The sequence below is a fragment of the Saliphagus sp. LR7 genome, assembly GCF_003344565.1.
GTDB lineage: Archaea > Halobacteriota > Halobacteria > Halobacteriales > Natrialbaceae > Saliphagus > Saliphagus infecundisoli.
The window spans coordinates 22,386-47,307 of the sequence record NZ_QPND01000004.1; the positions used below are offsets into that span (position 1 = coordinate 22,386).

The following is a 24,922-nucleotide window of genomic DNA, read 5'->3' on the forward strand; positions in this document are numbered from 1 at the left end:
GGATTCGGAGGCCATACTCCGTTCACGGAGCGTTTCGGTAAAAAGATCCCTTCTCGAGGAGGTCGCTTCCTCATGCCCCGGACGCAACGCGACGGCCGATACGAACTGAGGTACCGGCTGTCCGTCCGTCACGGTTCCCGAGGGGATCGAGTGCGGAGAATCACAGGTACAGACTGCAGTATGAGACGGGGAGTTCGACGGGACCTCCGGATTGCACCCCCGGCTGGCTCCGTCTCGGATCGTTCGGCGTCGAACTCGGAGCGCGGTTCGATCCCAACGCGTGGTGTCACGACCGGCGTAACGGGGACGATCGCGGCCGTCAGGGGCGGCTCCGTTCGGCGGGCTACTCGACTATCCTCTCGAGCCGGTCGGCCAGCGCGGTCCCGATCATCGCCATCCCGTCGTCGCCCGGGTGGAGGAGGTCTGCGGTCAGTCCGGAGACCTCCATCAGATCGGGGCCCGAGACGAGGTGGAGGTCGTCGTGGTCGGAGTCGGCGACGATCGAGCCCAAGGCGTCGCGAAAGCCCTCGCTTCGCTCGCGGTCGCCGCTGGCGGTGAGGTCCGCGAAGTACGGGAGGAGGGTGACGCAGGCGATCGGTTTCTCGGGATGGGCCGCCGCGATCGTCTCGACGAAGGTCTCGGCGCGAGAGTGGAACTCGTCGATCGAGAAGTCGGCGTTGGCCATGTTCACCGACAGCGAGAGCGTCGCGACGTCGAAGTCCTCGCGGCCCGCGATGTGGTCGGCCATCGTCCGATCACAGTACGCCGAGCCCGAACAGCCGAGGTTCAGGGCGTCGTACCCCAGTTCGCGGGCGACCCGGGTGACGTAGTTCGTGTGGGGCGTCGAGGCCGCGGCGCCCTCGGTGATCGAGGTTCCGTAGGCGAGGTATCGGGTGTCCGGAAGCTCGTCGGCCGTCGGCGGGCGACACTCCCCCGCGACGTCGTGGACGGCGACCGCGGGCGTGCGCTCGGTAAGGAGCCGACAGACCCGCGGGTCGAATCGGCCCGTCTCGGTGCCCTCGGAGAGGTCGGCCAGCCGGTCGGGAACTCTGAGGGATAGGGTCTCGGGTTCGGGGCCGATCTCGGTCGGCTTCCAGGGCTGGAACACGCCCCAGAACGGGTGGATTCTCGTCGGTTCGGGAGCAGAGAGCGTCACCTCGATCTCGGCGTCCCCCTCGGGAACGAACCGGATCTCGCATCCCGTGGGTTCGCCCACCCGCTCGCGGGCGCTGTCGTTCAGCCCCTCGTCGACGGAGGCGGGCACGCGACGAAGCCGGTCGCCCTCGGGGTTCCACTCGGCGGGAACCGTCTCGGCGACGTTGTGCAACGAGATCGACGGGTACTCGGCGATCGACATTGGATCTGACTCGGCGATCGGATCGGGGTTACATTGCTCTGTTGGAACGCCCTGGCTCTCGTCCGTCGGTTTCCTTCCTTCCCCGCTTCGGAACAGCGTACAGTCCGGACTACCAAGCCGGCCGATAGCAAGGGTTACTGCGAGATCCCGTAGACGTCGCCGGTCCACTCGCGGGCGGGCGTGTCGTACACCGGCTGGTCGCGCTCGCGCTCGTCCAGCCGTTCTCTGTCCTCCTCGTCGAGTTCCCACTCGAGCACGTCGAGGTTCTCCCGGACGTGGTCGGGACTCGAGGATTTCGGGAGCGGAACGACGTCGCGCTCTATCGCCCACCGGAGGACGATCTGGGCGGGGGACTTGTCGTAGGAGTCGGCGAGTTCGTTGACGACCTCGTCCTCGAAGATCTCGGTGCGAGCGAGGGGCGCTGCGGCCTCGATGGTGGTGTCGGTCTCGCGGCAGTAGTCGACGAGGTCGGGGCGCTGGAACCAGGGGTGGAACTCGATCTGGTTGACCGCGATGTCGACCGGCGAGACGTGGTGGGCACAGCTGAGCTGGTAGGCCGAGAAGTTCGAGACGCCGACGTTTCGCACCAGCCCCTCCTCCTCCAAGGTGGCCATCGCCTGGAGGCTCTCGCGGAGCGAGATCGCGGGGTTGGGCCAGTGGATCAGGTAGAGGTCCAGGTAGTCCGTGCCCAGTTTCTCGAGGGAGTCCTCGCAGGCCCCGATCAGCGACTCGTAGCCGAGGTTCTTCGGGAGCACCTTCGAGGTCACGAAGAGGTCCTCCCGGTCGACGTCGTGGTCGGCGATCGCCTCGCCGACCGCTTCCTCGTTCATGTATCCCTCCGCGGTGTCGATGTGGGTGTAGCCCGCGTCGAGAGCAGCCCGGACCGACTCCTGGACCGTCTCGCCCGCGATGTCCCAGGTGCCACAGCCGACCACGGGCAGTTCGTCGCCGCTCGGGAGCGTCGTCGTCGGGGTCGTCATGGGCGAGCGTAGCCGGGTTGGCGCCTTTATCGTGGCGCTTGCGGCAGGAGTGATCGTAGTTGGTGACGTGACGAGGTCCCGTAGCGAGGAGTCCATCGGACAGCGGTGAAGACGATGTCGGAAGTCGCCGGCCCCTTCCAGTCCCATCCCGAAGCGGTTGCTCTGCCGGCACTCGCCTCTCCAAACACGACTTGTACCAGGGCCGGGAGCTTCATGGCTCGCGGGGCGAATCGGGACCCCATGAGCGAGGAAATCGATATCGATGCCGATGACAGTCTCGAGCGCGCGCTCGGCCGGGCGTGGTCCTCGGATCGGCCCTGGAACCTGCTGACCCGGCTGACCGAACTCCCGAACCGGATGGGCGGCTCGCCGGGCGAGCGCCGCGCGGCCGAACTCGTCCGCGAGGAGTTCGAGTCGATCGGCCTCGCGGACGTCCGAACGGCGGAGTTCCCGATGGCCCGCTGGGAGCGGGGGGAAACGGAGCTGGCGGTCACCGATCCCGTCGAGCGCTCCTTTCGGGCGATCGCCCTGCCGTACTCGCCGGCCGGCGACGTCGAGGGGCCGATCGTTGACGTCGGCTACGGCACCCCCGAGGAGATCGAGGACGCGGGCGAGGCTCTCGACGGAGCGATCGCGCTCTCGAGCACGACGACGCCGCCGGGCCGGCGGTTCGTCCACCGGATGGAGACCTTCGGCCACGTCGCGGCCGCGGGTGCCGCGGGCTTTCTGTTCGCGAACCACGTCTCCGGTCAGCTCCCCCCGACGGGCTCGCTCCGGTTCGACGGCGAGGCCGCGATTCCGGGAGTGGGCGTCAGCAGGGAGGCCGGCGACTGGCTCGCGGAGTACGCAGAGCGAGCGGGCCGGGGCCGGCTTCGCGTCGAGGCGACCACCACCGAGGGAACCAGCCGGAACGTCCACGGCACCCTCGGCGGGGGCGACGAGGAGATCGTTCTGCTGGCCCACTACGACGCTCACGACGTCGGCGAGGGGGCACTGGACAACGGCTGTGGCGTCGCGGTCGTCGGGGGCGCCGCCGCCATCCTTGCCCCCCTGGAGCTCGACTGTCGGGTCCGGGTCGCCGCCGTCGGCTGCGAGGAGGTCGGACTGATCGGCGCCGAGGCCCTCGCCGAGGAACTCGATCTCGACGCGGTCCGGGCGGTCGTCAACGTCGACGGCGCGGGGCGCTTTCGGAACCTCAAGGCGTACAGCCACGCGAGCGACGCGATCGCCGACCTCGCCGAGTCGGTCGGCGAGGCGTTCGGCCAGCCGGTCCTCGACGAACCCGACCCCCACCCCTTCAGCGACCACTGGCCCTTTCTCCGGGCGGGGGTACCGAGCCTCCAACTCCATAGCGAGCGCGAGGGCGACGAGCGCGGCCGGGGCTGGGGCCACACCGAGGCCGACACCCGCGAGAAGGTCGACCCGCGGAACCTCCGCGAGCACGCGATGCTCGCCGCGCTCCTGGTCTCCGAACTGACCCGTGCCGACCCGCCGCGGGTCCCCGACGACGTGCTCCGGGCGGCGCTCGCCGACCAGGAGTACGAGCCAGGGATGCGCGCCGCCGACATCTGGCCCGCGGACTGGACGTAGCCCGGCCGTCTCCGGCTCCTCTTCTCCCACCCTCGAACCGCCGTCAGCCGATTCCGTCCCGGAGCTGTCCGGCGACGCGGGCGCCGGTCCGGCGTTCGACGCGCCGCCGCTCGAACACCCGCCGGGCGCTCTCGGCGGCCTCGGCGTCGGTCACGAAGCCGAGATCGGGGTAGTCGACGGCGGCGAGGACGAGCGGTTCGGCGGGCGCCGGGGGAATCCCCTCGTGGCCCGGGAGGGGCTCGGGGGCGAGCGCACGCCCGACCCGTTCTTCGGGGTACTCCCCGCGGCCGACGCCCGCGGCGAGGCCGACCAGCCGCCGGACGAGCTGGCGCGAAAAGCCGCGCGCGCGGGCCGAGAGCCGGAGGTAGTCGCCGTCCCGAACGGCCGAGAGGGCGATCTCGCGGTCGGTGTTCTCGTCGTCGGGGGTCAGATTGTGGTAGTCGTGTCGCCCCGAGAGCTCCTCCATGGCGCGCTCGGCTCGCCCGTCGTCGATCGTTTCGGGTGGCGCGTGGAGGTGATAGACGTACTTCCGGCTCGAGGCGTGATGGGTCGCGTGAAAGTTCGACGGAGCGTCGGCGCTGGCCCACGCCCGGACGTCGACGGGGAGTTCGGCGTTGACGGCCCGCGGGGAGAGCCAGTCGGGGGCCTCGAGGGCGACCGTCTGGGCGAGCGCCGAGACCCCTCTGTCGGTCCGCCCGGCGGCAGCGTACCCCGATGGTTTGTCGGCGTCCTCGGCGAGCACGGAGAGTTCGCCGAGTGCGTCGAACAGCGCGTCCTCGACGGTCGGGACCGAGGGCTGGCGCTGGAAGCCGTAGTAGGGGGTGCCGTCGTAGGCGATCCGGAACGCGCGCATTCGGTCGCCGTGGGGACTCCGGGGAGGTAATACTGCCGGCCTCCGCGCCCGCTGGCTCGTCATCGCGAGCGCGAGGGAGGATCCGATAGCCGGGCCCGTTCGTCGGGAGAACTGAGGGATCGAACCCGTGGGGTCGCCGCAGTCCTGCGGTTCGCGGGACGGATCACGTGTAGGACCTGCATAGGCCAGGGTGCCAGCCTTCCCCGCGACGGGCGGATGGACGTCCACGATGGTCGAAACCGACGACGAGAGCGGGGCGTCACATGGCAGCGTGCGGAACGTGGTGCTGGTCGTCCTCGATACGGCCCGTGCGACGCGGTTCGAGGGAGTCGCCGGGGACGGCATCCCCTCTCGCTTCGCGAGCATCGACGACCGGACGATGCCGACGCTGGCCGACGCCGGGATGGAGGGAACCGTCTTCGAGCGGGCGTTCTCGACCGCCCCCTGGACGCTGCCCTCCCACGCCTCGCTGTTTACGGGGACGTACCCCTCCGAACACGGCGCCCACGGCGGTCACACCTACCTCGACGACTCGCTACGGACGCTGCCGGAGGCGTTTGCGGCCGCGGGCTATGAGACCGTCGGCGTCTCGAACAACACCTGGATCACGAGCGAGTTCGGCTTCGACCGGGGATTCGACGAGCTCCGCCGGGGCTGGCAGTACGTCCAGTCCGACGTCGACATGGGGACCGTCGTCCGCGGCGAGGATGTCGCGGAGAAGCTCTCTGCGGCCCGGGACCGCCTGCTCGAGGGCAACCCGGTCGTCAACGCCGCGAACGTCCTCTACAGCGAGTTCCTCCAGCCCGCCGGCGACGACGGCGCCGCCCGGACGACCGACTGGATCGGCGACTGGCTCGCCGGCCGCGAGGACGACCGCCCCTTCTTCCTCTTCTGTAACTACATCGAACCCCACGTCGAGTACGACCCGCCACGTGCGTTCGCCGAACGATACCTTCCCGACGACGCCACCATCGAGGAGGCCCGGGGGATCCGCCAGGACCCACGCGGGTACGACGTCGGCGACTACGAGATCACCGACCGGGAGTTCGACCTCCTCCGGGGACTGTACCGCGCGGAGTGTGCCTACGTCGACAGCCAACTCGAGCGGCTCCGGGAGTCGCTGCGGGCGGCCGGCGAGTGGGAGGAGAGCCTGGTCGTCGTCTGTGGCGACCACGGCGAACACGTCGGCGACCACGGTTTCTTCGGCCACCAGTACAACCTCTACGATACCCTGACCCACGTCCCGCTGGTCGTCACGGGCGGGCCCTTCACCGGCGGCGGCCGCCGCGAGGACCTCGTCTCCCTGCTGGATCTCCCCGCGACCCTCCCTGCGGTCGCGGGTATCGAGGACCCGCTCGCCGAGCAGGGTCACGGCCGGTCGCTGCTCGCGAGCGGCGAGCGCGACGCCGTCTTCGCCGAGTACGTCTCCCCCCAGCCCTCGATCGAGCGCCTCGAGGACCGGTTCGGCGAGGAGGCGATCCCCGAGCGGGTTCGGGCGTTCGACCGGCGGCTGCGGGCGGTCCGGACGGGAGGGGAGAAGTACGTGGCCGGCGACGACGGCTTCGAGCGCTACCACGACCTGACCGAGGACCCCCGCGAGCGCGAGGACCTCGCCGAGGAGCGTCCCGCCCGGGCCGGGGCGCTTGCCGCCCGGCTCGAGGAGCGCTTCGGGGGCCTGACCGAGGCTGAGGCCAGCGGGAGCGTCTCGATGGCGGCCTCGACGGAGGACCGGCTGGCGGATCTGGGCTACCTCTGACGGTCGGCGGGACCGGGACGCGATCTCTTCGGTGACGACGCGTGGGTCATGGTCTGCGGGCCGAGCGGGAAGCGATCGTGGCTGTCGGCGTAGAACGGTCCGCAGTGCGTTCGCGTTCGTCGTCAAGCCTCCCCGTGCTCGAACGCTTCCCGTGAGAGCTCCATGTTGACGGTCGCGCCCACGACGTTTCCGTCGGCGGCGGCGGCCGGAACGGAGAGCGCCGAGAGCGCCGAGGCGTCACCGGCGACGAACAGTCCCTCGATCGACGTGAACCCGACGCCGTGGCCCGAGCGCTCCGCTTCGACGAGCCCGGCCTCGGTCACCTCGAGACCGAGTTCCTCGACCAGATCGGCGCGTTGGGTCATCGCCGGCGGGTAAAAGAGCGCGTCACGGGGTATTTCGCGGCCGTCGGCGAGCGAGACGCTCTCGAGCCCGTCCCCGGTGCCGGTGAGTGCGACGATTGGTTCGTCCTCGATCTCGACTCCGCGATCCGCGAAGGCCGAGCGCGTGTCGGCATCGAGGACGTCGTGTCCGTCGGTGAAGACGACGAGGTCCTCGCTCAGATTCGAGATCAGCTTCGCGTACTCGATGAGGTGCTGATCGGTGATCAACACCCCGAGGGCCCCGTCTCTGACCTCGTAGCCGTGACAGTACGGGCAGTGGTAGACGCCGTTTCCCCACAGCTCTTCGAACCCGTCGGTTTCGGGAAGCTCGTCGGTAACCCCGGTCGCCAGAACGACCTTCCGGGTCGTAACGGTTTCGTCGCCGTCGAGCGTGCTCGTAAAGCCATGTTGGTCTTTCGTAACGGTCGTCACCCGTCGGTCCCGGAACTCGCCGCCGTAGTTGGCGACCTCCTCCCGGCCGAGCCGTCCGAGTTCTCGTGGTGCGATCCCGTCCCGGGTGAGATAGCCGTGTACTTCGGTGGCCGGACCGTTGCGCGGGTCGCCGTCGTCGCAGACGAGGACGCTCCGCAGCGAGCGACCCAACTGGAGCGCAGCGCTCAGCCCCGCCGGGCCCCCGCCGATGACGAGTACGTCGTAGTCCGCCGGGGTGTCGTCGATGTCCGTCTCGGTCGGTCGCATATTGATAACTATGTTAATAGAAATGATAACCCTTTCCCGGCGACGGAAGGACCCGTGAAGCGAGGAATCGGTGTTACCGGTTGCTACCGGCGAGCCCGACGAGGTCGAAGGGGGTCCCCTCGCCCTCCGCGTTCGCTCGCTCGTAGACGACCCGGGCGGTGGCGACGTCCTGGATCGCGAGCCCCGTCGAGTCGAACACCGTGACGCCCGTCTCGGCGGTCCGGCCGGGGGCCGTCCCGACGACGACGTCGCCGATCTCGGCGTGGAGGTCGTCGTCGGTAAGGATCCCCTCGCTCCAGGGGACGTTGATCTCGCCCGAGTGGGTACACTGCTCGTAGTCGTCGATGACGATCCGCGCGTTTCGAAGGAGTTCGTCCGCGAGTTCGTGTTTGCCCGCGGCGTCGGCGCCGATCGCGTTGACGTGAGTGCGCTCGCCGACCGCATCCGCAGGGACGATCGGCTCCTCGACGGGCGTCACCGTCGAGAGCACGTCACAGCCCGCGGCGTCGGCGATCGACCCCTCCCGGATCGAAAAACGGTCCTCGTAGGCGGCGACGAACTCCCGAACGCGTTCTGCGTCGGAATCGCTCACGATGACCTCCTCGATCGGACGGACCTCGGCGATCGCCTCGAGCTGTGCGTACGACTGGACGCCGGCGCCGACGATCCCCAGGCTCCGGGCCTCCGGAATCGCGAGGTGGTCGGTGGCGACGGCGGCGGCCGCGCCGGTCCGCAGGCGGGTGAGCTCGGTGCCGTCCATGATCGACAGGGGGAAGGCGGTCTCGGGATCGGAGTAGATCATCGTCCCGATCACCGTCGGCAGCCCCCGGTCGGGGTTGTCCGGGTGGACGTTGACCCACTTGACGCCGGCGGCGTCCCACTCCTCGGCGTCGAGGTAGGCCGGCATCGACCGGAAGTCGCCGTTGTAGCGGGGCAGGTCGACGTAGGACTTCGCCGGCATCACCGTCCGGCCCCGCGCCTCGGCGGCGAAGGCGTCCTCGACGGCACCGATCACGTCGGGAAAGCGGGCGTTGTCCTCGACGTCCTCGCTCGAGAGCAGTAGCGTCTCCATGAGGCAAATCTTGCGGGCGGGTACTTGTACTTAGCTTAACCGAGGCGCTACGCCCCCTTCCTCAGCGAGCAGATCGAGCAGGGAGGGGATGCAGCGTCCCCAGAAATATCCGATTTCTGGTGTGCGAACGAGACGCAACACGTCTCGTCAACGCCGCTCGTTTTTCATACACTCTCCTACGCCAGGCCCACAGGCCCACGTCCCGCAATACTTATGCGCATATAACCACATAATACGCATGTCGTGAGACGGAAGAATATCACCATTCGAGAGGATCAAGCCGAGTGGGTAGAAGAGAACCACCTGAACCTCTCGTCGTTCGTCCGTGCTCAACTGGACGAACTCATTGAGGAACGCGAGAGCTGATGTACTACGCCTACAAGTATCGCCTCAAGCCGTCTGGTTCCCAACGCGAGGAATTGGACCGCCACCGCGATATCTGTAGGCAACTGTACAATCATGCGCTCTACCGCTTCGACCAAATCCCCGAGAGTGCGGGCACGCTCAATCAACGGGTTCGGTCCATCCGTGACGAAATTCCGTCTCTGAAAGACTGGTGGGATGGTCTCTCGGACGTGTACTCAACAGTCCTGCAAACAACGGTTATGCGGATTGAGCAGAACGTCAACTCACTCGAAGGACTCAAGGAGAACGGCTACGGCGTCGGCCAACTCAAATGGAAGTCACCGCGCGAATTCCGCAGTTTCACGTACAGTCAGTCTGGCTTCAAGCTCGACAAGAAAGGCGGTCAGACTGTCTTATCGCTCTCGAAACTCGCGGACATACCGGGCACCACCGAGAGATTCCCGACGACGCCGCACTCAAGCAGGTGACACTCAAGAAGGAACCGACAGGCGAGTGGTTCGCCACGTTCGGTGTCGAAGTCGACCGAGAGCCACCAGAGAAGCCGGAAGTCCCAGAGAACGTCGTCGGCATCGACGTGGGGATTCTGACGTACGCCCATGACACTGACGGCCACGCTGTTGAATCGGTCGATCTCTCGGACGAACGCGACCGACTCGAGCGAGAGCAACGAAAACTCTCGCGCAAAGAGCACGGGTCGAACAACTACGAGAAACAGGGGCGTCGCGTGGCCGAGTACCACGCCGACCTGAAGCGAAAGCGATGGGACTTCTTGCACAAGCTCTCGAACGACTACGCCCGAGAGTACGATCTCGTCGCGGTCGAAGACCTTGACGCGAAAGGTCTTGTCGAACGTGAGGGCAACTCTCGGAATCGTGCTGGAGCAGCGTGGGGAACGTTCCTCCAAATGCTCGAGTACAAGTGCGAACGCGAAGGCACGCACTTCGTGGGCGTCGATCCGGCCGGAACGACCAAAGAGTGTGCGGCCTGCGGGGTCTCGACCGAGAAGCCCCTGTGGGTCCGCGAACACTCCTGTCCCTCCTGTGGGTTCACCGCCGACAGGGACTGGAACGCAGCGTGGAACATTCTGTCTCGCGGTCTCAAGCAGGTAGGAGTGGGACGCTCCGAATCACCGCCTGTGGAGACTGCGCTCCCTACGGGAACCACGTTGGTTCCTGCACAGCGCGTTCGCCAGACTCCGTCTGGCGGGCTGTCAGACCCAGTCTGACAACGTCGTGGAAACAGGAAGCCCCACCCGCAAGCGCGAGCCGAAAGGCGAGCGGTAGGGTGGGGTAGTTCACTTCGTGCTGAACGCCGTCCGGCGTTCGGGCTCATCTCCGTTCCCGTCTCCTTCAGGATGGGAAACACATTTGGGCCGTCACTGCGACCACGCAGTCGTGTCCAGGCTCGCGGTCGTCCTCGTCGCTTGCCTCGTCCTCACGGCGGGCTGTGGCGGTTTCTCGGCGAGTTCGAACGATCCCGCCCCAGACCGGGAGCCCTACGGCGTTGAGGAGTCGGTCAACGCCTCGACCGAGGAGGAGACGGGGGGAGAGCAGTTGCTCCCCGGGCTCACGACCGAGGGGCTGACGGACGAAATCCACCTCCAGGAGGCCCACAGAGACGCCATCGACAACGAGACGTTTACGGTCCGGACCGAAACCGAGTCCCTCGACGAGTCCGCAAACGGAACCGAGCCACGGACCACCAAGACGACGAGCTACGTCGATCCCGACGCCGGAACCGTCTTCGGTGTCACGCGGATCAACCGGTCGGATGCCGACTCGGGATCCGGCGTCGACCGCTCGGCGATCCGGGCGGTCGAACAGTGGCACGGCGACGAGACTCTCACTCGTCTCGAGTTCGAGAACGGATCCGTCGAGTACCCCTCGATTGCCAATCAATCGATGTCCCGAAACGAGACGATCCGGCAGGCGATGGAGCGCCCTCTCGTATTCATCGGGAGTCTCGAGAACACGACGACCGTCGGGGCCGTCGACGCCGAGGACGGCACCTACTACGTCGTCGAGGGCTCTATGAACGACTCGTCGGCCATCGAGGACGGGACGACCAGAGAAGTCGAGGTCCGGGCGCTCGTCCGCGAGGACGGCCTCGTCCGTCAGACGGTCGTCAACGAAAGCTACGACACGCGCGGCGAACGAACGACGATCAACCGGACGATCGAGATCGTTGACGTCGGCGAGACGACCGTCGAACGGCCCGACTGGTACGACGAGGCGCTGGCGGCCCAGCCCGAGGAGTCGGAATCCGGAGGGAGCAACGAAACTCCGGGCGGGGCGAGGACGGCGAACGAGACGTAGGTCGTCGTTCGGACGGGGGGCACGCGATGGATCGTCCTCTACGAAAGCGACGTCTCGACGGTACCTCCCGTCAAAAATCGGTGAGTCGGTTGCGGCTCTCTCGTCGCGTCGGTAGTGGTGTGGCGGGCCGAACTTACATCGCGCCGCCCATGCCACCCATACCGCCCATGCCGCCCATGCCGCCACCCATGCCGCCGCCGGGGCCGCCGGGGGGCATCTCGTCGTCGTCGTCGTCGCCGGTCTTCCCGCCGACGAGGTCGCCCGCGGCGATGACGTCGTCGATGCGAAGCAGCATGACGGCGGCCTCGGTGGCCGACTCGATCGCCTGGGTCTTCACGCGCAGGGGCTCGTAGACGCCCTCCGCTTCCATGTCGATGACGTCGCCCGTGTAGGCGTCGAGGCCGGCACGGGTCTCGCCGCCGTCGTGCTGGCTGCGCAGGTCCACGAGCGAGTCGATGGGATCGAGGCCGGCGTTCTCCGCGAGCGTGCGGGGAACGATCTCGAGGGCATCGGCAAAGGCCTCGACGGCGAGCTGTTCGCGCCCGCCGACGCTGTCGGCGTAGTCACGAAGCGCGAGGGAGAGCTCGACCTCGGGGGCGCCGCCGCCAGCGAGCACCTTCCCGTCCTCGAGGGTCGTCCGGACGACGCCCAGCGAGTCCTCGATCGCGCGGTCGACCTCGTCGATGACGTGTTCGGTGCCACCGCGGAGGATGAGGGTGACGGCTTTGGCGTCCTCGACGTCCTCGACGAAGATGCGCTGGTCGCCGCCGACGTCCTTCTGGGCGACGCTGCCGGCGTAGCCCAGGTCGTCCTCAGAGAGGTCGGAGACGTTCGAGACGGGCCGGGCGCCCGTCGAGCGCGCCAGCCGGTTCGCGTCGGAGTCCTTGACGCGCCGGACCGCGAGGATGCCCTCCTCGGCGAGGTAGTGCTGGGCCATGTCGTCGATGCCGCCGTCGACGAAGACGGCGTCGGCGCCGACCTCGACGAGGGCGTCGACCATCTCCCGGAGCTGGGCCTCCTCCTGGTCCATGAACTCCTGGAGCTGGTCGGGGTCGGTGACGTTGACCTCGGCGTCGATCTCGGTCTCCTTGACCTCGATCGCGTCATCGATGAGCGCGACGTTTGCGTCCTCGACGAAGTAGGGCATGCTGTCGGAGACGCGCTCCTTGCTGATGATGGTGCCCTCGACGAGCTCGGAGTTCTCGATCGCCCCGCCGACGACCTTCTCGACTTTGACGTTCTCCGTGTCGATCCCGTCGTCGTCGGCGACGGCCTGGACGGCGTCGACGACGAGGTCGGCGAGCAGGTCCTTGGCGCTCTCGGCACCCTTGCCCGTCATCGCCGTCGCGGCGATCTGTCGGAGGATCTCGGTGTCGTCGCTGTCGACCTCGATGGCCTCCTCCTCTAGGGCTTCGGTGGCCTGTTCTGCGGCCTGACGGTAGCCCTGGGCGAGGGTGGTCGCGTGGATGTCCTGATCGAGAAGCTCCTCGGCGCGTTTGAGGAGTTCGCCCGCGACGACGACCGCCGACGTCGTCCCGTCGCCGACCTCGTCCTCCTGGGTCTCGGCGACCTCGACGATCATGTTCGCGGCCGGGTGATCGATGTCCATCTCGCCGAGGATGGTGACGCCGTCGTTGGTGACGACGACGCCGCCCGAGGAGTCGACGAGCATCTTGTCCATCCCCTTCGGTCCGAGGGTCGTCCGGACCGACTGGGAGACCGCCTTCCCGGCCGTGATGTTCATCGACTGTGCGTCCTTGCCCGAGGTGCGCTGGCTGTCCTCGGAGAGTACGATGAGGGGCTGGCCGCCCATCTGTTGTGCCATGGTCAAGCCGAGGATTGATTGGTATTCTATATAAATCTTTCCGTATTCGGGAACCGAACCCCGTCAGGTAGCCGGGGTCCGGAGGTCGGTACCGGTTAGCACGCGGCATTTATACGGGGATCGGCATCGAGGTCGGCGGCAGCCGATGGACCGTGGCGACGGGGTCCGGCGGTCAGGATCCGCCGCCGGGATACCGGTGGTAGGTCAGTCCCTGGGCTTTCATCTCGTTGTGGCGCTCCTCTAAGAAGGAGTAGACGGTACCGTGGGGTGCGCCGTCGAGCAACATCTCCGCGGCGGTCCGGACGGCGTCGACCTGCGGGGGCGTGCCGATGATGCCAAGGGTCGAGCCGTAGATCACCACCGAGGCCCCCGACAGCTCCTCCATCAGCTCGCGGGTGCGCCCGTTCTCGCCGATCAGGCGCCCCTTCTTGCGTTTCATGTCGTTCGTGTTCCGGGCGGCGGCGTCGATGTCCACGAGGTCGAACGACACCATCTCGTCGTCGAGCAGGGAAAGCGCGTCCTCCGGGGGAAAGCCACGCCCGATCGCCCGGACGATATCGGGGCCGTTGAGCCCGGTCACGGGGTCGCCGACGGTCTCGATCGCGACGGAGCCGTTCTCGGAGTCGATGTCCAGACGGATCTCCGCTTCGGCCTCGATCTCGCGCATCGTTTCGCCGCCCTCGCCGATGAGAACGCCGATGCGGTCCTGCGGAATCTTCACGTGCTGCATGAACTCGGATAGTCGCCCGGGCGTGTTAAGCCCTTGGCTCGCACGTTCAGCGCCTCTCTCCGAGCGATCGGAAGCCGGTTTCGCCCGCCCTCGTGCCGGCGGTTGCACCGACTCACGATCGGAGAGTCGTCGGTGGAAAAACGGGAGACGAGCCGGCAACCCCTCGATATTCGGCTCACCCCCCGGACGCCGGTCTCCGTTCCCGGTCGGCGTCCTCCGCAGAGACGCGCCGGATCCGTCCCTCGAGGCCGACGTCCAGCCCGCCCTCACGGGCGTGCGCGACGAGCGTCTCCCACTGGGGCTCGTGTTCGGCGACGGCGGCCCCCCAGTTCAGCGGCGGATACGTGTCCACGTCGACGGCGTACTGTGCGGTCGCGACCCGGTATCTCCGGTCGGGGGAGAGGGAGTTGCCGCCGACCGCGACGGAACGGAGATCGTTCGCGTCGGTCCAGACGACGCGCAGGCCGCTTACGTGCAGGCGGACCCAGCCGCGCTCGCCCGGATGCGGGTGGGCTGCCTCGGCGAGGACGTCCCGGAGGGCCGCCCCGCTCACCTCGAGTTCGACGACGCTTCCGGCGAACGGACACAGCGAGACGACCTCGCCGACCGTGACGTCGGCCAACAGCGACGGCCCGGCCCGGAGTGATCCCGCGAGAAAGAGCCCGACGTCGGCGCCGGCCGCCGCGCGGAACGCGTCCGCGGCGAAGTTTCCCAGGCGGCTCTCGCCGCGGAATCGCTGCCGGCTCGTTCGCGGGAGTTCGTCGTCGGCGTGTGCGATCACCTCGTCGACGCCGAGGGCCTCCCGACGCTCCCGGTAGGCGGCGGCGACCTCCGCGGCGACCGCCTCGTCGATGGCACCCTCGATTCCGTTCTCGTCTACGGGAGTCCCGTCCCGGCCGACCTCGTGGAATCGGGCGGCGGCTTCGTCGGGACCGATTGTCACGTCGGCGAACTCGGCGTCGCCGTTCGTCCGGACGAGGAGCGTCCCGCCCACCCGTTCGGCGTACCGCTCGTGGAGGTGGCCGCCGAGGACGACGTCCGCGTCGGCGGCGGCCGCGACCGAGCGGTCGTCCGCACCGCAGTGGGCGAGCACGACGCGGTAATCGACCGGCGGGAGGTCGTCGAACGCCGCCGTCACGGCGGCGGCAGGGTCGGTAAAGCGCAACTCCTCGATGGTGCCACAGATGTCGGCCGTCTTCGGGTGTGAGACGCCGACCACGCCGATCCGGGAACCGCCGCGCTCGACGACGGTGGCGTCGGGAATGCGGTCGGTCCCCGGCCCTTCGACGTTTGCACAGAGATAGGCCGGAGGAACCGACTCGCCCCACTCGAAGGCCCACTCCCGGCCGAAGTCGAAGTCGTGGTTGCCGAAGGTGTCGGCGGCCGGTTCGACCGCCTCCAGAAACGGGCGGGCCTGGGCGCGACCCTCGTCGGTCAGGAGGGCGAGCGTCCCCAGTGCCGTGTCGTCGCCGGCACCGACGACGAGCGTCGTCTCGTCACGCACTGCCGCGATCCGGCCGGCGAAGGCGCCGATCCGATCGGGGTCGTCGAACGCGCTTTCCAGGTCCGAGTAGCCGAGGAGACGGATCGCCCCCTCGCGGGTAGCGTCGGGCATGTGTGGCTATGTGACTCTCCGTGTCGCGTCCGCCGTGGACGCGACGGTGCTACGTCCCGGTCCAACGGGCAACAGGAAAACGTATTCGGTCCATTGTCAGCTCGTTCCGTGACTCGGCGCTTTCCGGGGTCTATCCGATCCGTTCGAACCGGACCTCCTCGGTTTCGGTGTCGACGACGGCGACCGTTCGGTGCTCGCTCGGAACGGTCGGGAACTGCGCGCCCGGATTGATGACGGTCGTCTCCCCCACCTCCCGCTGCTCGCGCTCGTGGTGGTGGCCGTAGCAGACGACGTCGTACTCGCCGCTCTCGGCGTAGCCCTCCACGTCGTCGAGATCCTCGCCGTGGAGGACCGCGAACCTCGTGTCCTCGAAGGTGAGGTCGGCAAAGCGGCCGTGGAGTTCGCTGCCGGCGAGGTCAGCAAAGCCCGCTTCTAAGCCCTCGACCTCGCCGTCGTTGTTCCCGAGGACGCCGTGGAGTTCGAGTCCCTCGAAGAACGGGAGGACGGGTGGCGCGATGAAGTCGCCACAGTGGACGACTGTCTCGACGCCTTCGTCCTCGAAGACGGCCACTGCTCGCTCGATCGCTTCGACGTTGTCGTGGGTGTCCGCGATGATGCCGACCTGCATGTATGGCTGTCGTGGCGTCGGCGACGGCCAAGTAGCTTCGGGCCCGGACGACTCTCTCAGGGTTTCTTCCAGCTGCCGGGCTCGGTCCCGTGGACCTCGCCTTTGGCTCGCCGACCGTGGGGCCAGGACGCGACTGCGAGCACGCAGACGAAAAACGCCGCGACCGCGGCCGCGACGGCCACGCCGGGGATCCCGGGTAACTCGGCGGCTTCCGTCCACCGGGATTCGGGGGTGAACAGGGTCACCTTCGCGGCCCACGCGATCCCGACGACGCCGAACAGAAGCCCGTAGATCCGACGGACGCGCCTGGACAGCGCCTCGAGCGTCGAGACCTTGAACGTCGGGTACCGGAGATCCGCGCTCAGCTCCTCGCGCCAGCGGGGGTGTTCGGCCCCGACGGGATCGAGGGCGTTCGCGAAGACGTTCTCCTGAAAGAAGCGGACTCGCGCCCGGTAGAGGTCGAAAAACCGGTAGCGGCGAACCTCGTACGAGAGGAACATCGCGAGGACGAGGCCCCCGATCAGGAGGAGGTACGCGGGCAGATTGGGGGCCGAAAAGACGATCGAGAGCAACGCGGCCAGGACGGTGATCGCCCAGTTGGTCGTCCGGTCGATGCGGTCCTGGGCGGCGTTGGCCTGAGCCACCTCCCCGCGGTAGTAGTGGGGCAACGCCGAGAGCAACGCCTCGGCGTCGTCGGCGATCTCGGCCCCGATCTCCTCGTCGCCTCGACCGATTCGGCTCCCGCCGTTCTCGTCGTCCGTGGACATACGGGGGCTCTCGACGCCGCCGACCATAGTCCCCCGACGCCGCTACGGGAGACGGGCCACGCCCGCCGACGCGAGCGCGCGCTCGCGCTCGCCGCTCGTCAGCCGGTAGGGCTCGAGTTCGTCCTCGAGCCCGCCGAGTGCCGCCCGGCGCTCCTGGTGGCGGGCCAGAAACCCGGTCAGGCGGTCGATCAGGATCTCCTTTAGCTCGCCGCTCAGGAGCTCCCCGGAGCGATAGCGCTCCTCGATCTCCGCGAGCCGGTCGTCGTCGGGCTCGAGAAACGCCCGGAGGTACTGGAAGGGAACGTCAGTAGCGGGGTCGCCGCCGTGCTCGCGGTGGGCCTCGACGGTCGCGCGTCCGCCGGTGTAGGCGTGTTCGCGGATCGTCTCCGCGACGGTATCGGCGTCGTCGGTGAGCTCGATCGACGGCGCGTCGTCGGAGGAACTCATCTTCCCCGGCCCGGCGAGGCTCGGGAGGAATCGCCCGAGCAGCGCGCCGGGCTTCTCGACCGGCAGGGCCTCCTTCGCGGCCACGTCCCGACAGACCCGGACGTGAGGGTCCTGATCGACCGCGATCGGGACGAGCGTCGGCTGGCGCCCCTCCACCAACTGTGGAAGCAGGAGGTGGGTCGCCTGCACCGCCGGATAGAACTGCAGGCCGACGGTGTCCTGATTCCCGTAGACGGCTTCGACGGTCGCCGGCGTGAGGTGTTTCGCGAGGCGAACCGCGATCGGGTAGATCACGTCAGCGTCGGCGGTATCGACCACTATCCGGGTGCGCTCGGGATCGAAGCCGACCGCGAGCAGGTCCCGGAGGTTCTCGCGGGTATGGGCGCCGATCGATTCGAACGACTGCTTCTTGGCGAGGAACTTCTCGTCGTCCGAAATCGGGAGGTAGACTGTCGCGCCCGTCGCCTCCTGGAACCGTCTGGCGAGGTAGAGCGGGACCACGTGACCCAGGTGCATCGGGCCGGAGGGTCCCCGGCCAGTGACGACCGCGTGGGGGTCGCCGGCTTGAGCCGCCTCGAGATACTCGTCCACATCGCGGCCCGCGTAGAACGTCCCCCGGCGGAGCAGGGGGTGGTCGGGAAGTCCTTCGATCTGCTCGTCGGTGAGGGGGTCTGCGCCGAAGCGTTCGACGAGTTTCTCGTAGTCGATCTCGCCGTCGACCTCGTAGGGCGTGACGGTGAATCCGTCGTCGCCGTCGTGGCGGTCGCTGCGGGAACCGTCGGCTCCATGGTCGCCATGCTGTTCGTCCGTCTCGCTCGTCTCCGTTGGATTAGTCATTGCTGTCGGTGTGACTGGCTGTGGCTGGCGCGTGGTTCGTCGATCGAAAAGAGGTGAAGGGAGCCGTCGGCACCGTACCCGCCGGGTTAGGCCGCGTCGGGATCGATGCCGGGACTGTCTGCTCTCGGGACCGACCGCCAGTGCCAGCCGAGAGCGGACTGCATCGCCCGAAGCGAAGGCTCCGACTCACCTAACGGTTTCGCTGCGGGTGGCGACGCGATTCCGCTAGTCAGGACGGGTTCTGGTGACTGATCTTCTCGCCGACCGTTCCCGGGACGGGCGTGCCACAGTCCCGGCAGATAAAGCGCCGGCCGGTCGTCGTCGAGCGCGTCTCGACGTCCTGCTTGTAGCGGATCTCGGCCCCGCAGGAGCACCTGTAGCTCGTCCGGCTCATGGCTCCGGGTACGAGCGCACGGACGAAAAATCGTGCGCCGTCAGTCCCGCGAGGGATCGGGCTCCGGATCGGTGACGAACTCGAGGAGCGCGTCGGGATCGGTCTCGACCCCCTGGCGGGCAAAGAAGTTCGCGACGTTCTCGCAGTCGCGCTCGAGGAAGTCCCGGCTGTTGGGGTGGTGGACCGTCACGGCTTGCCCGAGGTCGATGACGACGAGCTGGCCCTCATCGAAGACGACGTTGTACTCGCTCAGGTCGCCGTGGATCAGCCCCGCCGAGTAGAGCCGGCGCATGTACTCTCTCAGGACCTCGTAGGCTGTTTCGGGGTTCTCGATCTCGACCTCGCCCAGCCGTCTCGCGCGCCCTTCCTCGTTGCCGATGTACTCCATGACGAGGACGTTCCGCTCGGTCGCGATCGGCTCCGGGGCGCGAACGCCCGCCCGCCGGGCGCGTTCGAGGTTCGACAGCTCCTTTTTCGTCCAGGCGAGGACGACGTCCTTCTTGTTTCCGCCCAGGCCCTCGAACCGGGGGTCGCCCTCGAGGTAGTCGCGCATCTGCCGGAAGTTCGAGGCGTTGATCCGGTAGACTTTGACCGCGACCTCGCGGTCGTCGCCCAGGGCGTGGTAGACGTTCGCCTCCTTGCCCGTCGAGAGCGGGCCGCCGAACGCCTCGACGTGGCCGTCCTGGACGAGCTTGTAGAGCGCGGCGAAGGTGGCGTCGTCGAACACCGACTGCTCGACCTTGAACTGATCCGCGTCCTTGATGCGCTCCTGGAACTGCTCGAACTCCCGGTCGCGGTCGCGGGCGATCCGGTCGGCCTCGGTGTCCGAGACGTCGATCGGTTCCCACTCGTCGCCCTCGATGTCGCCGCCCTCGGGATCGACCAGCCCGAACTCGGTGCCCGTGTCCATTCGTCCTCCCTACGGGGCGCGGGTGGGTAAAGACTGGGTCTCTCCGGCCCGAGCCCCTTTTGGCGCGTCCCGCCGTCCCCTCGGTATGGACGACGGAGACGCCGCGGAACGGAGGGAGGGCCACGACGTCACCCTCGAGTGGCCGGACGGCCGCAGCCGAACCCTCGCGGTCGAGCCCCGGGAGAGCGTCCTCGACGCCGCCCTCCGGAAGGGGCTCCGGCTGCCATACGACTGCCGGAAGGGGACCTGCACGACCTGCGTGGGCCGGGTCGTCGCCGTCGCCGACGACGCCGTAGATCCCGCGAGCGCCATGGACCACCGGCGGGCGCCCCGCGCGCTCGACCCTGACGACCTGGCCGACGGCTACGCCCTGCTCTGTATCGCCCTGCCGCGGGCGGACTGTCGGGTCGTGGTCGGGCCGACGGTCCGAAGCGAACTCGGCGACAGCCCGTGGGGGCGGTGATCGGGACGCGACGCCTGGCGAATCCTTTTGTCCGGCCCGCGACACGACGAGGTATGAGCGACGCAGACGAGCCCTCGGAGCCGGCCGCTGGGGACCGCGAGGTCGCGCCGGCGGCGTCCGAGGCACTGCATACGACCCTGCCGATCGACTTCGAGGACGCCGTTCCCTTCGTCCAGGTCGAACACGAACTCGCCGGCTTCGAGACGGTGACGGTCACCCGGCTCGACGAGATGATCGCGGGGATGTTGGACGAGGAGGTCGACCGAACCGCCCTGCTCGTGACCTGTCACCCCGAGATCGCCCGGGACGCCCTCGCGGTCGACCGCTCGCTTTCCGGCCTGCTCCCGTGTACGACGGCGATCTACGAGCGCGAGGGCGACGATGCGGTCCACGTCCACCACGTCTCCGCGACGAAGGCGATGCGCGACCTGGGCTGTGCGCCCGCGGACGCCGGACTCGAGGCGGTAATCGAGAGGACCGGCGAGCTCATGGAGACGGTCTGGGAGAACGTCGAGGAAAACGCCGAGGAGGCAAGCGAGGTGTAGGACATCTTCGCTTCTGGCGGGGGATCTCGAGGCCTTCGCCGACGCCTGTAGTAAGGTTGACGGGCCCCCGGTCCGGATCTCCGACCAACGAATGTCCCTCGCCGACGAGAACGAGAACCCCTATCTCCGGGAACCCTCGACCGAGTTCGCCCCCGTCGAGGAGCTCGCCGAGGAGGAGGCCGAAGCACAGGCCGACGTGCTCCGGGAGGCGATCCGCGAACACGACCGGCGCTACTACGTCGAGAGCGACCCCCTGATCGCCGACCGGACGTACGACGCGCTCTTCGCCCGCCTGCAGGACCTCGAGGACGCCTTCGACCTCGCGACTCCCGACAGCCCGACCCGCCGGGTCGGGGGCGAACCGCTCGACGCGTTCGAGACCGTAGAACACGTCGCGCCGATGCTCTCGATCGAGGGCAGCGGCGAGGAGGCCGACGTCCGGGAGTTCGACGAGCGGGTCCGGCGGGAACTCGGTCGCGAGGCGAGGTACGTCTGCGAGCCGAAGTTCGACGGGATCTCGCTTTCGGTCGTCTACGAGGAGGGTGTCTTGGAGCGGGCGGTCACCCGCGGCGACGGCCGCGAGGGCGACGACGTCACCCGGAACGCCCGCACCATCGGGTCGCTTCCCCAGCGCCTCCACGGCGACCCGCCCGACTTCCTCGCCGTCCGCGGGGAGGTTTACATGCCGAAGGACGATTTTCAGGCCCACAACAGAGAGCGGATCGAACGCGGCGAGGAGCCGTTCGCGAACCCCCGAAACGCCACTGCAGGAACGATCCGTCAGCTCGATCCCGCGGTCGTCGCCGAGCGCCCCCTCGAGGTGTTCTTCTTCGATATTCTGGAGGCCAGCGAGCTCCCCGAGACCCACCACGAGGCCTTGGAGCGGTTCCCCGAGTGGGGGCTGCGGACCAACGACCGGGTCGAACTCGCGGAGTGCGCGGAACCACGTTCCGCGGACGATACGAGCGGCGACACTCGAGACGCGATCGAGGCGGCCATCGACTACCGCGACCGACTCCTCGAAGAACGCGACGACCTCCCCTACGAGATCGACGGCGTCGTGATCAAGGTCGACGACCGCGCGGGCCGCGAGGAACTCGGCCGGACCGCCCGCCACGACCGGTGGGCCTACGCCTACAAGTTCCCCGCGCGCTCGGAGGTGACGACCGTCCAGGAGGTCGCCGTCCAGGTCGGGCGAACCGGGCGGGTAACGCCCGTCGCCCTGCTCGATCCCGTCGACGTCGGCGGCGTGACCGTCTCGCGGGCGAGCCTCCACAACCCCGCCGAGATCGCCGAGAAGGACGTCAACGTCGGGGATACCGTCCGGCTCACCCGCGCGGGCGACGTCATCCCCTACGTCGAGGAGGTCGTCGAGAAGGGGTCGGAGGGCCACTACGACCTCCCCGACCGGTGTCCGGTCTGTGACAGCGCCATCGAACGCGACGGCCCCATGGCCTTCTGTACCGGCGGCCTGACCTGCCGGGCCCAGCGCCGCCGGTCGATCGAGTACTACGCGGGCGACGACGGTCTCGACCTCGAAGGCTTAGGAGAGCGCGGCGTCCGCCAGCTGATCGAGGCCGGCCTCGTCGAGTCGATCCCCGACCTCTACGAACTCGACCGGGAGGAGCTCGCGGGCCTCGAGGGCTGGGGCGAGACGAGCGCGAACAACGTAATGAGCGAGATCGAGGCGAGCCGGGAGCCTCCCCTCGACGAGTTCCTCTCGGCGCTCGGCATCCCCCACGTCGGTCCCGCGACCGCCCGCGCGCTCGCCGCCGAGTTCGGGACCTTCGATGCGGTCCGGGAGACCGCCCTCGAAGAGCCCGACGCCCTGGAGGACGCGGGCGAGATCGGCGATACGGTATCGGAAACGATACACGAGTTCTTCGCGAGCGAGGGCAACGCGCGGGTGGTCGACCGCCTGCTGGACCACGTCTCGCCCCAGGAGGCGGCGATCGAGGAGGGTGGGGAGGAACTTGAGGGCCTGACCTTCGTCTTCACGGGCTCGCTCTCGCAGTTGACCAGAAGCGAGGCCCAGGAGGCAGTCGAGGCCCACGGCGGGAATGCGACGAGCAGCGTCTCGGGAAACACCGACTACCTCGTCGCCGGCGAGAGTCCGGGGGCGACGAAGCGCGAGGACGCCGAAGCGGAGGGCGTTCCGATCATGAGGGAGGGTGAGTTCCTCAGCTTCCTCGCGAGCCGCGGCGTCGGGATCTAGAGGTCGACCCGGTCGAACCGGGCGATCGCGATGGCGGTCGGGACGACGATCCAGACCAGCAGGATCAGGAACGAAAACCAGTTCTGGAGGTAAAAGGGGACCCCGCTCGGGAACAACTCGGCGGAGAAGGCGGTGCCGAAGCCGGGAGCCTCGACGGCGTCGATCACCGAGAGCGCGTTGGCGTAGGCGACCCCTGGGTCGATCGTCTGAACGAACAATCCCCAGTCGGGGAGGCGCTCGTACTGCATCTCGTTTCCGTTCATCGTTTGCGTGACCTCGACGCCCGAGAAGTAGCCCTGGTTCATCAGGATCTGGAGAGCGAAGTTCAGCAGGTTCCAGACGACGTAGAAGAGGACGAAGACGCCGAACATCGCGGCGCCGGCGATCGTCGTCGACTTGGTAATCGAGGAGAGCGCGATGGCGATCCCGAGATAGGCGATGCCGTAGAGGATCGTCATGGCGATGAAGCCGGCGTAGTCGGCGATCGCCGGCGGCGAGAGCATGACGGCGACGACGACGGCACCGATGACGAAGCCGATCAGCAGCGACAGCGAGAGGACGGTCGCCCGGCCGAGATACTTCCCGAGGACGACGTCGATCCGGGAGTGCGGCAGGGAAAGGAGGACCTTGATGCTGCCCGACTCGCGCTCGCCGGCGATCGACTTCCAGCCGAGCAGCAAGGCGATCAGCGGGACGACCAGTCGAGTCACCTGGCTGACCGTTCCCAGGAAGTCGGCGGTGGACGTGTCGGCGTTTCCGAAGTAGCCGATCGCGAAGGCCGCGAGCCCAACGAGCAGGAAAAAGAGGAGGCTCAGCCCCCAGAACGTCCACGACCGGACCGCGTCCCGGAAGTCCTTGGTCGCGATCGCCCGGACGCTCGTCGCGTTGACGTCGCTCATGCACTGACCTCCTCCCGGCGGTCGGTCGTGTACGCCCGGAAGACCTCCTCCAGAGAGGTGTCGTCGGTCGAGAAGTCGAGCACTTCACAGCCCGCGTCCTCGATCTCGTGGATGACCGCGGTCTTTGACCCCTCGGTGGCGACGACGACCGCCGGCGTCTGTCCCTCCTCGACGTCGACCGACGTGACCTCGGGCATCGACCGGACCCGCTCGACGGCCCCCTCGTCGATCCGGTCGACGGAGACCCGAAGCGTCGCACCCGTCGTCACCGAGTCCTGGAGCCCCGAGACGGTGTCGACGGCGACCATCTCGCCGTCCCGGAGAATGCCCACCCGATCGCAGACCGCCTCGACCTGCTCCATGATGTGACTCGAGAAAAAGACGGTCGCTCCCCGCTCGTTTTCCTCGCGAACGAGGTCGCGCATCTCGCGGGCGCCGTTGGGGTCGAGCCCGGTCGAAGGCTCGTCGAGCACCAGGAGATCCGGCTCTCCCACGAGCGCCATCGCGAGCAGGAGCCGCTGGCTCATCCCCTTCGAGTACCCCCCAGCCTTCCGGTCGACTGCCTCCTCCAGTCCGACGCGGGAGAGGAGGCGTTCGGGGTCGTCGTCGGCGTCCTTCGAGTCGATCGCGAACTCAAGGTGCTGGCGGGCGGTCAGTCGGTCGTAGGTCTCGACGCCTTCGGGGAGGACGCCGGTCCGGCGGCGGATCTCGCGGCTCTCGGCGCGGACGTCCTTGCCGAAGACCCGGATCTCGCCGTCGGTCGGCCGAGCGAAGTCGAGTAAGACGTTGATCGTCGTCGACTTCCCCGCGCCGTTGGGTCCCAGAAAGCCGAACACCTCGCCCTCCCGGACCGTAAACGAGAGATCCTCCAGGGCGACCGTGTTCCCGTAGCGTTTGGTGAGCCCGTCCACTGCTATCGCTGACATGTATGTGAAATCCCAGCAGAGTCCGATAAGTCTTGTCACTCGGGGACGATGACGGTCAGATCGGGTCTTCGGGGGCGTGATCGGCCGCGACGCGGGCGGCCTCCTCGGCGTACCGTTCCCGGCGGTCGTCGTCGGTCACGGCCTCGAGGTCGTCCTCGGAGATCCGCTTGCCGGCAGTCACCTCGTCGCCCGCGCGCATCGCCGCGGCCGAGCGCTCGCGGCGGTGAAAGCGGTCTCCGTCGGGGGTCGCGTAGACGGTCGTCACGAGGTTGCGGTCGTCGAACGCCCGCTCGACGAGCCAGCACTGGACGTCTTCGTCGGGATCGGTCATGGTCGGCGTTCGACCCCCG

At 68.1% G+C, this 24,922-nt stretch carries 23 protein-coding genes and 1 pseudogene; 8 read left to right on the top strand and 16 right to left on the bottom strand.

Annotated features, from left to right (window positions below):
• Positions 1-343 precede the first annotated feature (343 nt).
• Positions 344-1,357 (bottom strand): SGNH/GDSL hydrolase family protein, encoded by a 1,014-nt coding sequence (locus DVH23_RS07245; protein WP_114576780.1) that lies wholly within the window; start codon positions 1,355-1,357, stop codon positions 344-346.
• A 134-nt stretch (positions 1,358-1,491) separates the two neighbouring features.
• Positions 1,492-2,337 carry an aldo/keto reductase gene (locus tag DVH23_RS07250; protein WP_114576781.1) on the bottom strand — a complete coding sequence of 282 codons (846 nt, stop codon included), beginning with the start codon at positions 2,335-2,337 and terminating at the stop codon, positions 1,492-1,494.
• 240 nt (positions 2,338-2,577) lie between these two features.
• On the opposite strand from DVH23_RS07250, the gene DVH23_RS07255 reads away from it, so the two are divergent.
• Positions 2,578-3,927 carry a M28 family metallopeptidase gene (locus DVH23_RS07255; protein ID WP_114576782.1) on the top strand — a complete coding sequence of 450 codons (1,350 nt, stop codon included), beginning with the start codon at positions 2,578-2,580 and terminating at the stop codon, positions 3,925-3,927.
• A 43-nt stretch (positions 3,928-3,970) separates the two neighbouring features.
• Here DVH23_RS07255 and truA read toward each other — a convergent pair whose 3' ends face one another.
• Positions 3,971-4,780, bottom strand: a complete 810-nt coding sequence (gene truA / locus DVH23_RS07260; protein ID WP_114576783.1) for a tRNA pseudouridine(38-40) synthase TruA — start codon at positions 4,778-4,780, stop codon at positions 3,971-3,973.
• Between the two features lie 229 nt (positions 4,781-5,009).
• On the opposite strand from truA, the gene DVH23_RS07265 reads away from it, so the two are divergent.
• The gene (locus DVH23_RS07265) at positions 5,010-6,536 is read left to right on the top strand and encodes a sulfatase (protein WP_114576784.1); all 1,527 of its coding nucleotides are present in this window, start codon (positions 5,010-5,012) and stop codon (positions 6,534-6,536) included.
• 122 nt (positions 6,537-6,658) lie between these two features.
• Here the strand turns inward: DVH23_RS07265 and DVH23_RS07270 are convergent, their stop codons facing one another.
• Positions 6,659-7,618 (bottom strand): NAD(P)/FAD-dependent oxidoreductase, encoded by a 960-nt coding sequence (locus tag DVH23_RS07270; RefSeq protein WP_114576785.1) that lies wholly within the window; start codon positions 7,616-7,618, stop codon positions 6,659-6,661.
• Positions 7,619-7,691: 73 nt separating this feature from the next.
• Entirely contained in the window at positions 7,692-8,690 is a 999-nt protein-coding gene (locus DVH23_RS07275) for an ornithine cyclodeaminase family protein (protein ID WP_114576786.1), read from the bottom strand.
• Between the two features lie 243 nt (positions 8,691-8,933).
• Here DVH23_RS07275 and DVH23_RS24965 point away from each other — a divergent pair, with 243 nt between their 5' ends.
• The 3 genes and pseudogenes from DVH23_RS24965 to DVH23_RS07285 all read left to right on the top strand — a co-directional run bounded on the left by DVH23_RS24965 (position 8,934) and on the right by DVH23_RS07285 (position 11,371).
• Positions 8,934-9,056, top strand: a complete 123-nt coding sequence (locus DVH23_RS24965) for a hypothetical protein (RefSeq protein WP_255565229.1) — start codon at positions 8,934-8,936, stop codon at positions 9,054-9,056.
• Positions 9,056-10,281: pseudogene (locus DVH23_RS07280) on the top strand (RNA-guided endonuclease InsQ/TnpB family protein). Before DVH23_RS24965 ends, DVH23_RS07280 begins: the two are co-directional and overlap by 1 nt.
• 169 nt (positions 10,282-10,450) lie before the next feature.
• Positions 10,451-11,371 carry a hypothetical protein gene (locus tag DVH23_RS07285; protein WP_114576787.1) on the top strand — a complete coding sequence of 307 codons (921 nt, stop codon included), beginning with the start codon at positions 10,451-10,453 and terminating at the stop codon, positions 11,369-11,371.
• A gap of 133 nt (positions 11,372-11,504) precedes the next feature.
• On the opposite strand, the gene thsA is transcribed toward DVH23_RS07285, so the two are convergent.
• From thsA to rio1, 8 genes are all read right to left on the bottom strand, one after another.
• The gene (thsA, locus tag DVH23_RS07290; RefSeq protein WP_114577051.1) at positions 11,505-13,184 is read right to left on the bottom strand and encodes a thermosome subunit alpha; all 1,680 of its coding nucleotides are present in this window, start codon (positions 13,182-13,184) and stop codon (positions 11,505-11,507) included.
• A gap of 184 nt (positions 13,185-13,368) precedes the next feature.
• A complete protein-coding gene (locus DVH23_RS07295) occupies positions 13,369-13,926 on the bottom strand; it encodes a KH domain-containing protein (RefSeq protein WP_114576788.1) in 558 nt (185 codons plus the stop codon).
• 175 nt (positions 13,927-14,101) lie between these two features.
• On the bottom strand, positions 14,102-15,541 hold the full coding sequence (locus DVH23_RS07300; protein ID WP_114576789.1) for a 5'-nucleotidase C-terminal domain-containing protein: 1,440 nt from the start codon (positions 15,539-15,541) through the stop codon (positions 14,102-14,104).
• A 130-nt stretch (positions 15,542-15,671) separates the two neighbouring features.
• Positions 15,672-16,169 (bottom strand): metallophosphoesterase, encoded by a 498-nt coding sequence (locus tag DVH23_RS07305; RefSeq protein WP_114576790.1) that lies wholly within the window; start codon positions 16,167-16,169, stop codon positions 15,672-15,674.
• A 56-nt stretch (positions 16,170-16,225) separates the two neighbouring features.
• Positions 16,226-16,936, bottom strand: a complete 711-nt coding sequence (locus tag DVH23_RS07310; RefSeq protein ID WP_114577052.1) for a DUF2270 domain-containing protein — start codon at positions 16,934-16,936, stop codon at positions 16,226-16,228.
• Positions 16,937-16,978: 42 nt separating this feature from the next.
• Positions 16,979-18,220: a tryptophan--tRNA ligase gene (locus DVH23_RS07315; protein WP_114576791.1), complete on the bottom strand. Its 1,242-nt coding sequence runs from the start codon at positions 18,218-18,220 to the stop codon at positions 16,979-16,981.
• Between the two features lie 229 nt (positions 18,221-18,449).
• Complete coding sequence (locus DVH23_RS24175; protein WP_198667868.1) at positions 18,450-18,614, bottom strand: hypothetical protein; 165 nt, start codon at positions 18,612-18,614, stop codon at positions 18,450-18,452.
• A 40-nt stretch (positions 18,615-18,654) separates the two neighbouring features.
• Complete coding sequence (rio1, locus tag DVH23_RS07320) at positions 18,655-19,524, bottom strand: serine/threonine-protein kinase Rio1 (RefSeq protein WP_114576792.1); 870 nt, start codon at positions 19,522-19,524, stop codon at positions 18,655-18,657.
• 85 nt (positions 19,525-19,609) lie between these two features.
• On the opposite strand from rio1, the gene DVH23_RS07325 reads away from it, so the two are divergent.
• From DVH23_RS07325 to ligA, 3 genes are all read left to right on the top strand, one after another.
• Positions 19,610-19,987 (top strand): 2Fe-2S iron-sulfur cluster binding domain-containing protein, encoded by a 378-nt coding sequence (locus DVH23_RS07325; protein ID WP_114576793.1) that lies wholly within the window; start codon positions 19,610-19,612, stop codon positions 19,985-19,987.
• A 53-nt stretch (positions 19,988-20,040) separates the two neighbouring features.
• Complete coding sequence (locus DVH23_RS07330; RefSeq protein WP_114576794.1) at positions 20,041-20,532, top strand: DUF302 domain-containing protein; 492 nt, start codon at positions 20,041-20,043, stop codon at positions 20,530-20,532.
• A 91-nt stretch (positions 20,533-20,623) separates the two neighbouring features.
• Positions 20,624-22,747 carry an NAD-dependent DNA ligase LigA gene (ligA, locus tag DVH23_RS07335; protein ID WP_114576795.1) on the top strand — a complete coding sequence of 708 codons (2,124 nt, stop codon included), beginning with the start codon at positions 20,624-20,626 and terminating at the stop codon, positions 22,745-22,747.
• Here the strand turns inward: ligA and DVH23_RS07340 are convergent.
• Genes DVH23_RS07340 through DVH23_RS07350 form a run of 3 tightly spaced genes read right to left on the bottom strand, consistent with a single transcriptional unit; the run spans position 22,744 to position 24,903 of the window.
• A complete protein-coding gene (locus tag DVH23_RS07340) occupies positions 22,744-23,646 on the bottom strand; it encodes an ABC transporter permease (RefSeq protein ID WP_114576796.1) in 903 nt (300 codons plus the stop codon). The genes ligA and DVH23_RS07340 overlap by 4 nt on opposite strands.
• Positions 23,643-24,572: an ABC transporter ATP-binding protein gene (locus DVH23_RS07345; protein ID WP_114576797.1), complete on the bottom strand. Its 930-nt coding sequence runs from the start codon at positions 24,570-24,572 to the stop codon at positions 23,643-23,645. The genes DVH23_RS07340 and DVH23_RS07345 overlap by 4 nt, the downstream gene beginning before the upstream one ends.
• 55 nt (positions 24,573-24,627) lie before the next feature.
• Complete coding sequence (locus tag DVH23_RS07350) at positions 24,628-24,903, bottom strand: hypothetical protein (RefSeq protein WP_114576798.1); 276 nt, start codon at positions 24,901-24,903, stop codon at positions 24,628-24,630.
• Positions 24,904-24,922 lie beyond the last annotated feature (19 nt).

Bases quoted from the DNA above. Each gene is read 5' to 3' on its own strand.
- DVH23_RS07245 (WP_114576780.1), bottom strand. From the start codon at position 1,357: ATGTCGATCGCCGAGTACCCGTCGATCTCGTTGCACAACGTCGCCGAG.
- DVH23_RS07250 (WP_114576781.1), bottom strand. From the start codon at position 2,337: ATGACGACCCCGACGACGACGCTCCCGAGCGGCGACGAACTGCCCGTG.
- DVH23_RS07255 (WP_114576782.1), top strand. From the start codon at position 2,578: ATGAGCGAGGAAATCGATATCGATGCCGATGACAGTCTCGAGCGCGCG.
- truA (WP_114576783.1), bottom strand. From the start codon at position 4,780: ATGCGCGCGTTCCGGATCGCCTACGACGGCACCCCCTACTACGGCTTC.
- DVH23_RS07265 (WP_114576784.1), top strand. From the start codon at position 5,010: ATGGTCGAAACCGACGACGAGAGCGGGGCGTCACATGGCAGCGTGCGG.
- DVH23_RS07270 (WP_114576785.1), bottom strand. From the start codon at position 7,618: ATGCGACCGACCGAGACGGACATCGACGACACCCCGGCGGACTACGAC.
- DVH23_RS07275 (WP_114576786.1), bottom strand. From the start codon at position 8,690: ATGGAGACGCTACTGCTCTCGAGCGAGGACGTCGAGGACAACGCCCGC.
- thsA (WP_114577051.1), bottom strand. From the start codon at position 13,184: ATGGGCGGCCAGCCCCTCATCGTACTCTCCGAGGACAGCCAGCGCACC.
- DVH23_RS07295 (WP_114576788.1), bottom strand. From the start codon at position 13,926: ATGCAGCACGTGAAGATTCCGCAGGACCGCATCGGCGTTCTCATCGGC.
- DVH23_RS07300 (WP_114576789.1), bottom strand. From the start codon at position 15,541: ATGCCCGACGCTACCCGCGAGGGGGCGATCCGTCTCCTCGGCTACTCG.
- DVH23_RS07305 (WP_114576790.1), bottom strand. From the start codon at position 16,169: ATGCAGGTCGGCATCATCGCGGACACCCACGACAACGTCGAAGCGATC.
- DVH23_RS07310 (WP_114577052.1), bottom strand. From the start codon at position 16,936: ATGTCCACGGACGACGAGAACGGCGGGAGCCGAATCGGTCGAGGCGAC.
- DVH23_RS07315 (WP_114576791.1), bottom strand. From the start codon at position 18,220: ATGACTAATCCAACGGAGACGAGCGAGACGGACGAACAGCATGGCGAC.
- DVH23_RS24175 (WP_198667868.1), bottom strand. From the start codon at position 18,614: ATGAGCCGGACGAGCTACAGGTGCTCCTGCGGGGCCGAGATCCGCTAC.
- rio1 (WP_114576792.1), bottom strand. From the start codon at position 19,524: ATGGACACGGGCACCGAGTTCGGGCTGGTCGATCCCGAGGGCGGCGAC.
- DVH23_RS07325 (WP_114576793.1), top strand. From the start codon at position 19,610: ATGGACGACGGAGACGCCGCGGAACGGAGGGAGGGCCACGACGTCACC.
- DVH23_RS07330 (WP_114576794.1), top strand. From the start codon at position 20,041: ATGAGCGACGCAGACGAGCCCTCGGAGCCGGCCGCTGGGGACCGCGAG.
- ligA (WP_114576795.1), top strand. From the start codon at position 20,624: ATGTCCCTCGCCGACGAGAACGAGAACCCCTATCTCCGGGAACCCTCG.
- DVH23_RS07340 (WP_114576796.1), bottom strand. From the start codon at position 23,646: ATGAGCGACGTCAACGCGACGAGCGTCCGGGCGATCGCGACCAAGGAC.
- DVH23_RS07345 (WP_114576797.1), bottom strand. From the start codon at position 24,572: ATGTCAGCGATAGCAGTGGACGGGCTCACCAAACGCTACGGGAACACG.
- DVH23_RS07350 (WP_114576798.1), bottom strand. From the start codon at position 24,903: ATGACCGATCCCGACGAAGACGTCCAGTGCTGGCTCGTCGAGCGGGCG.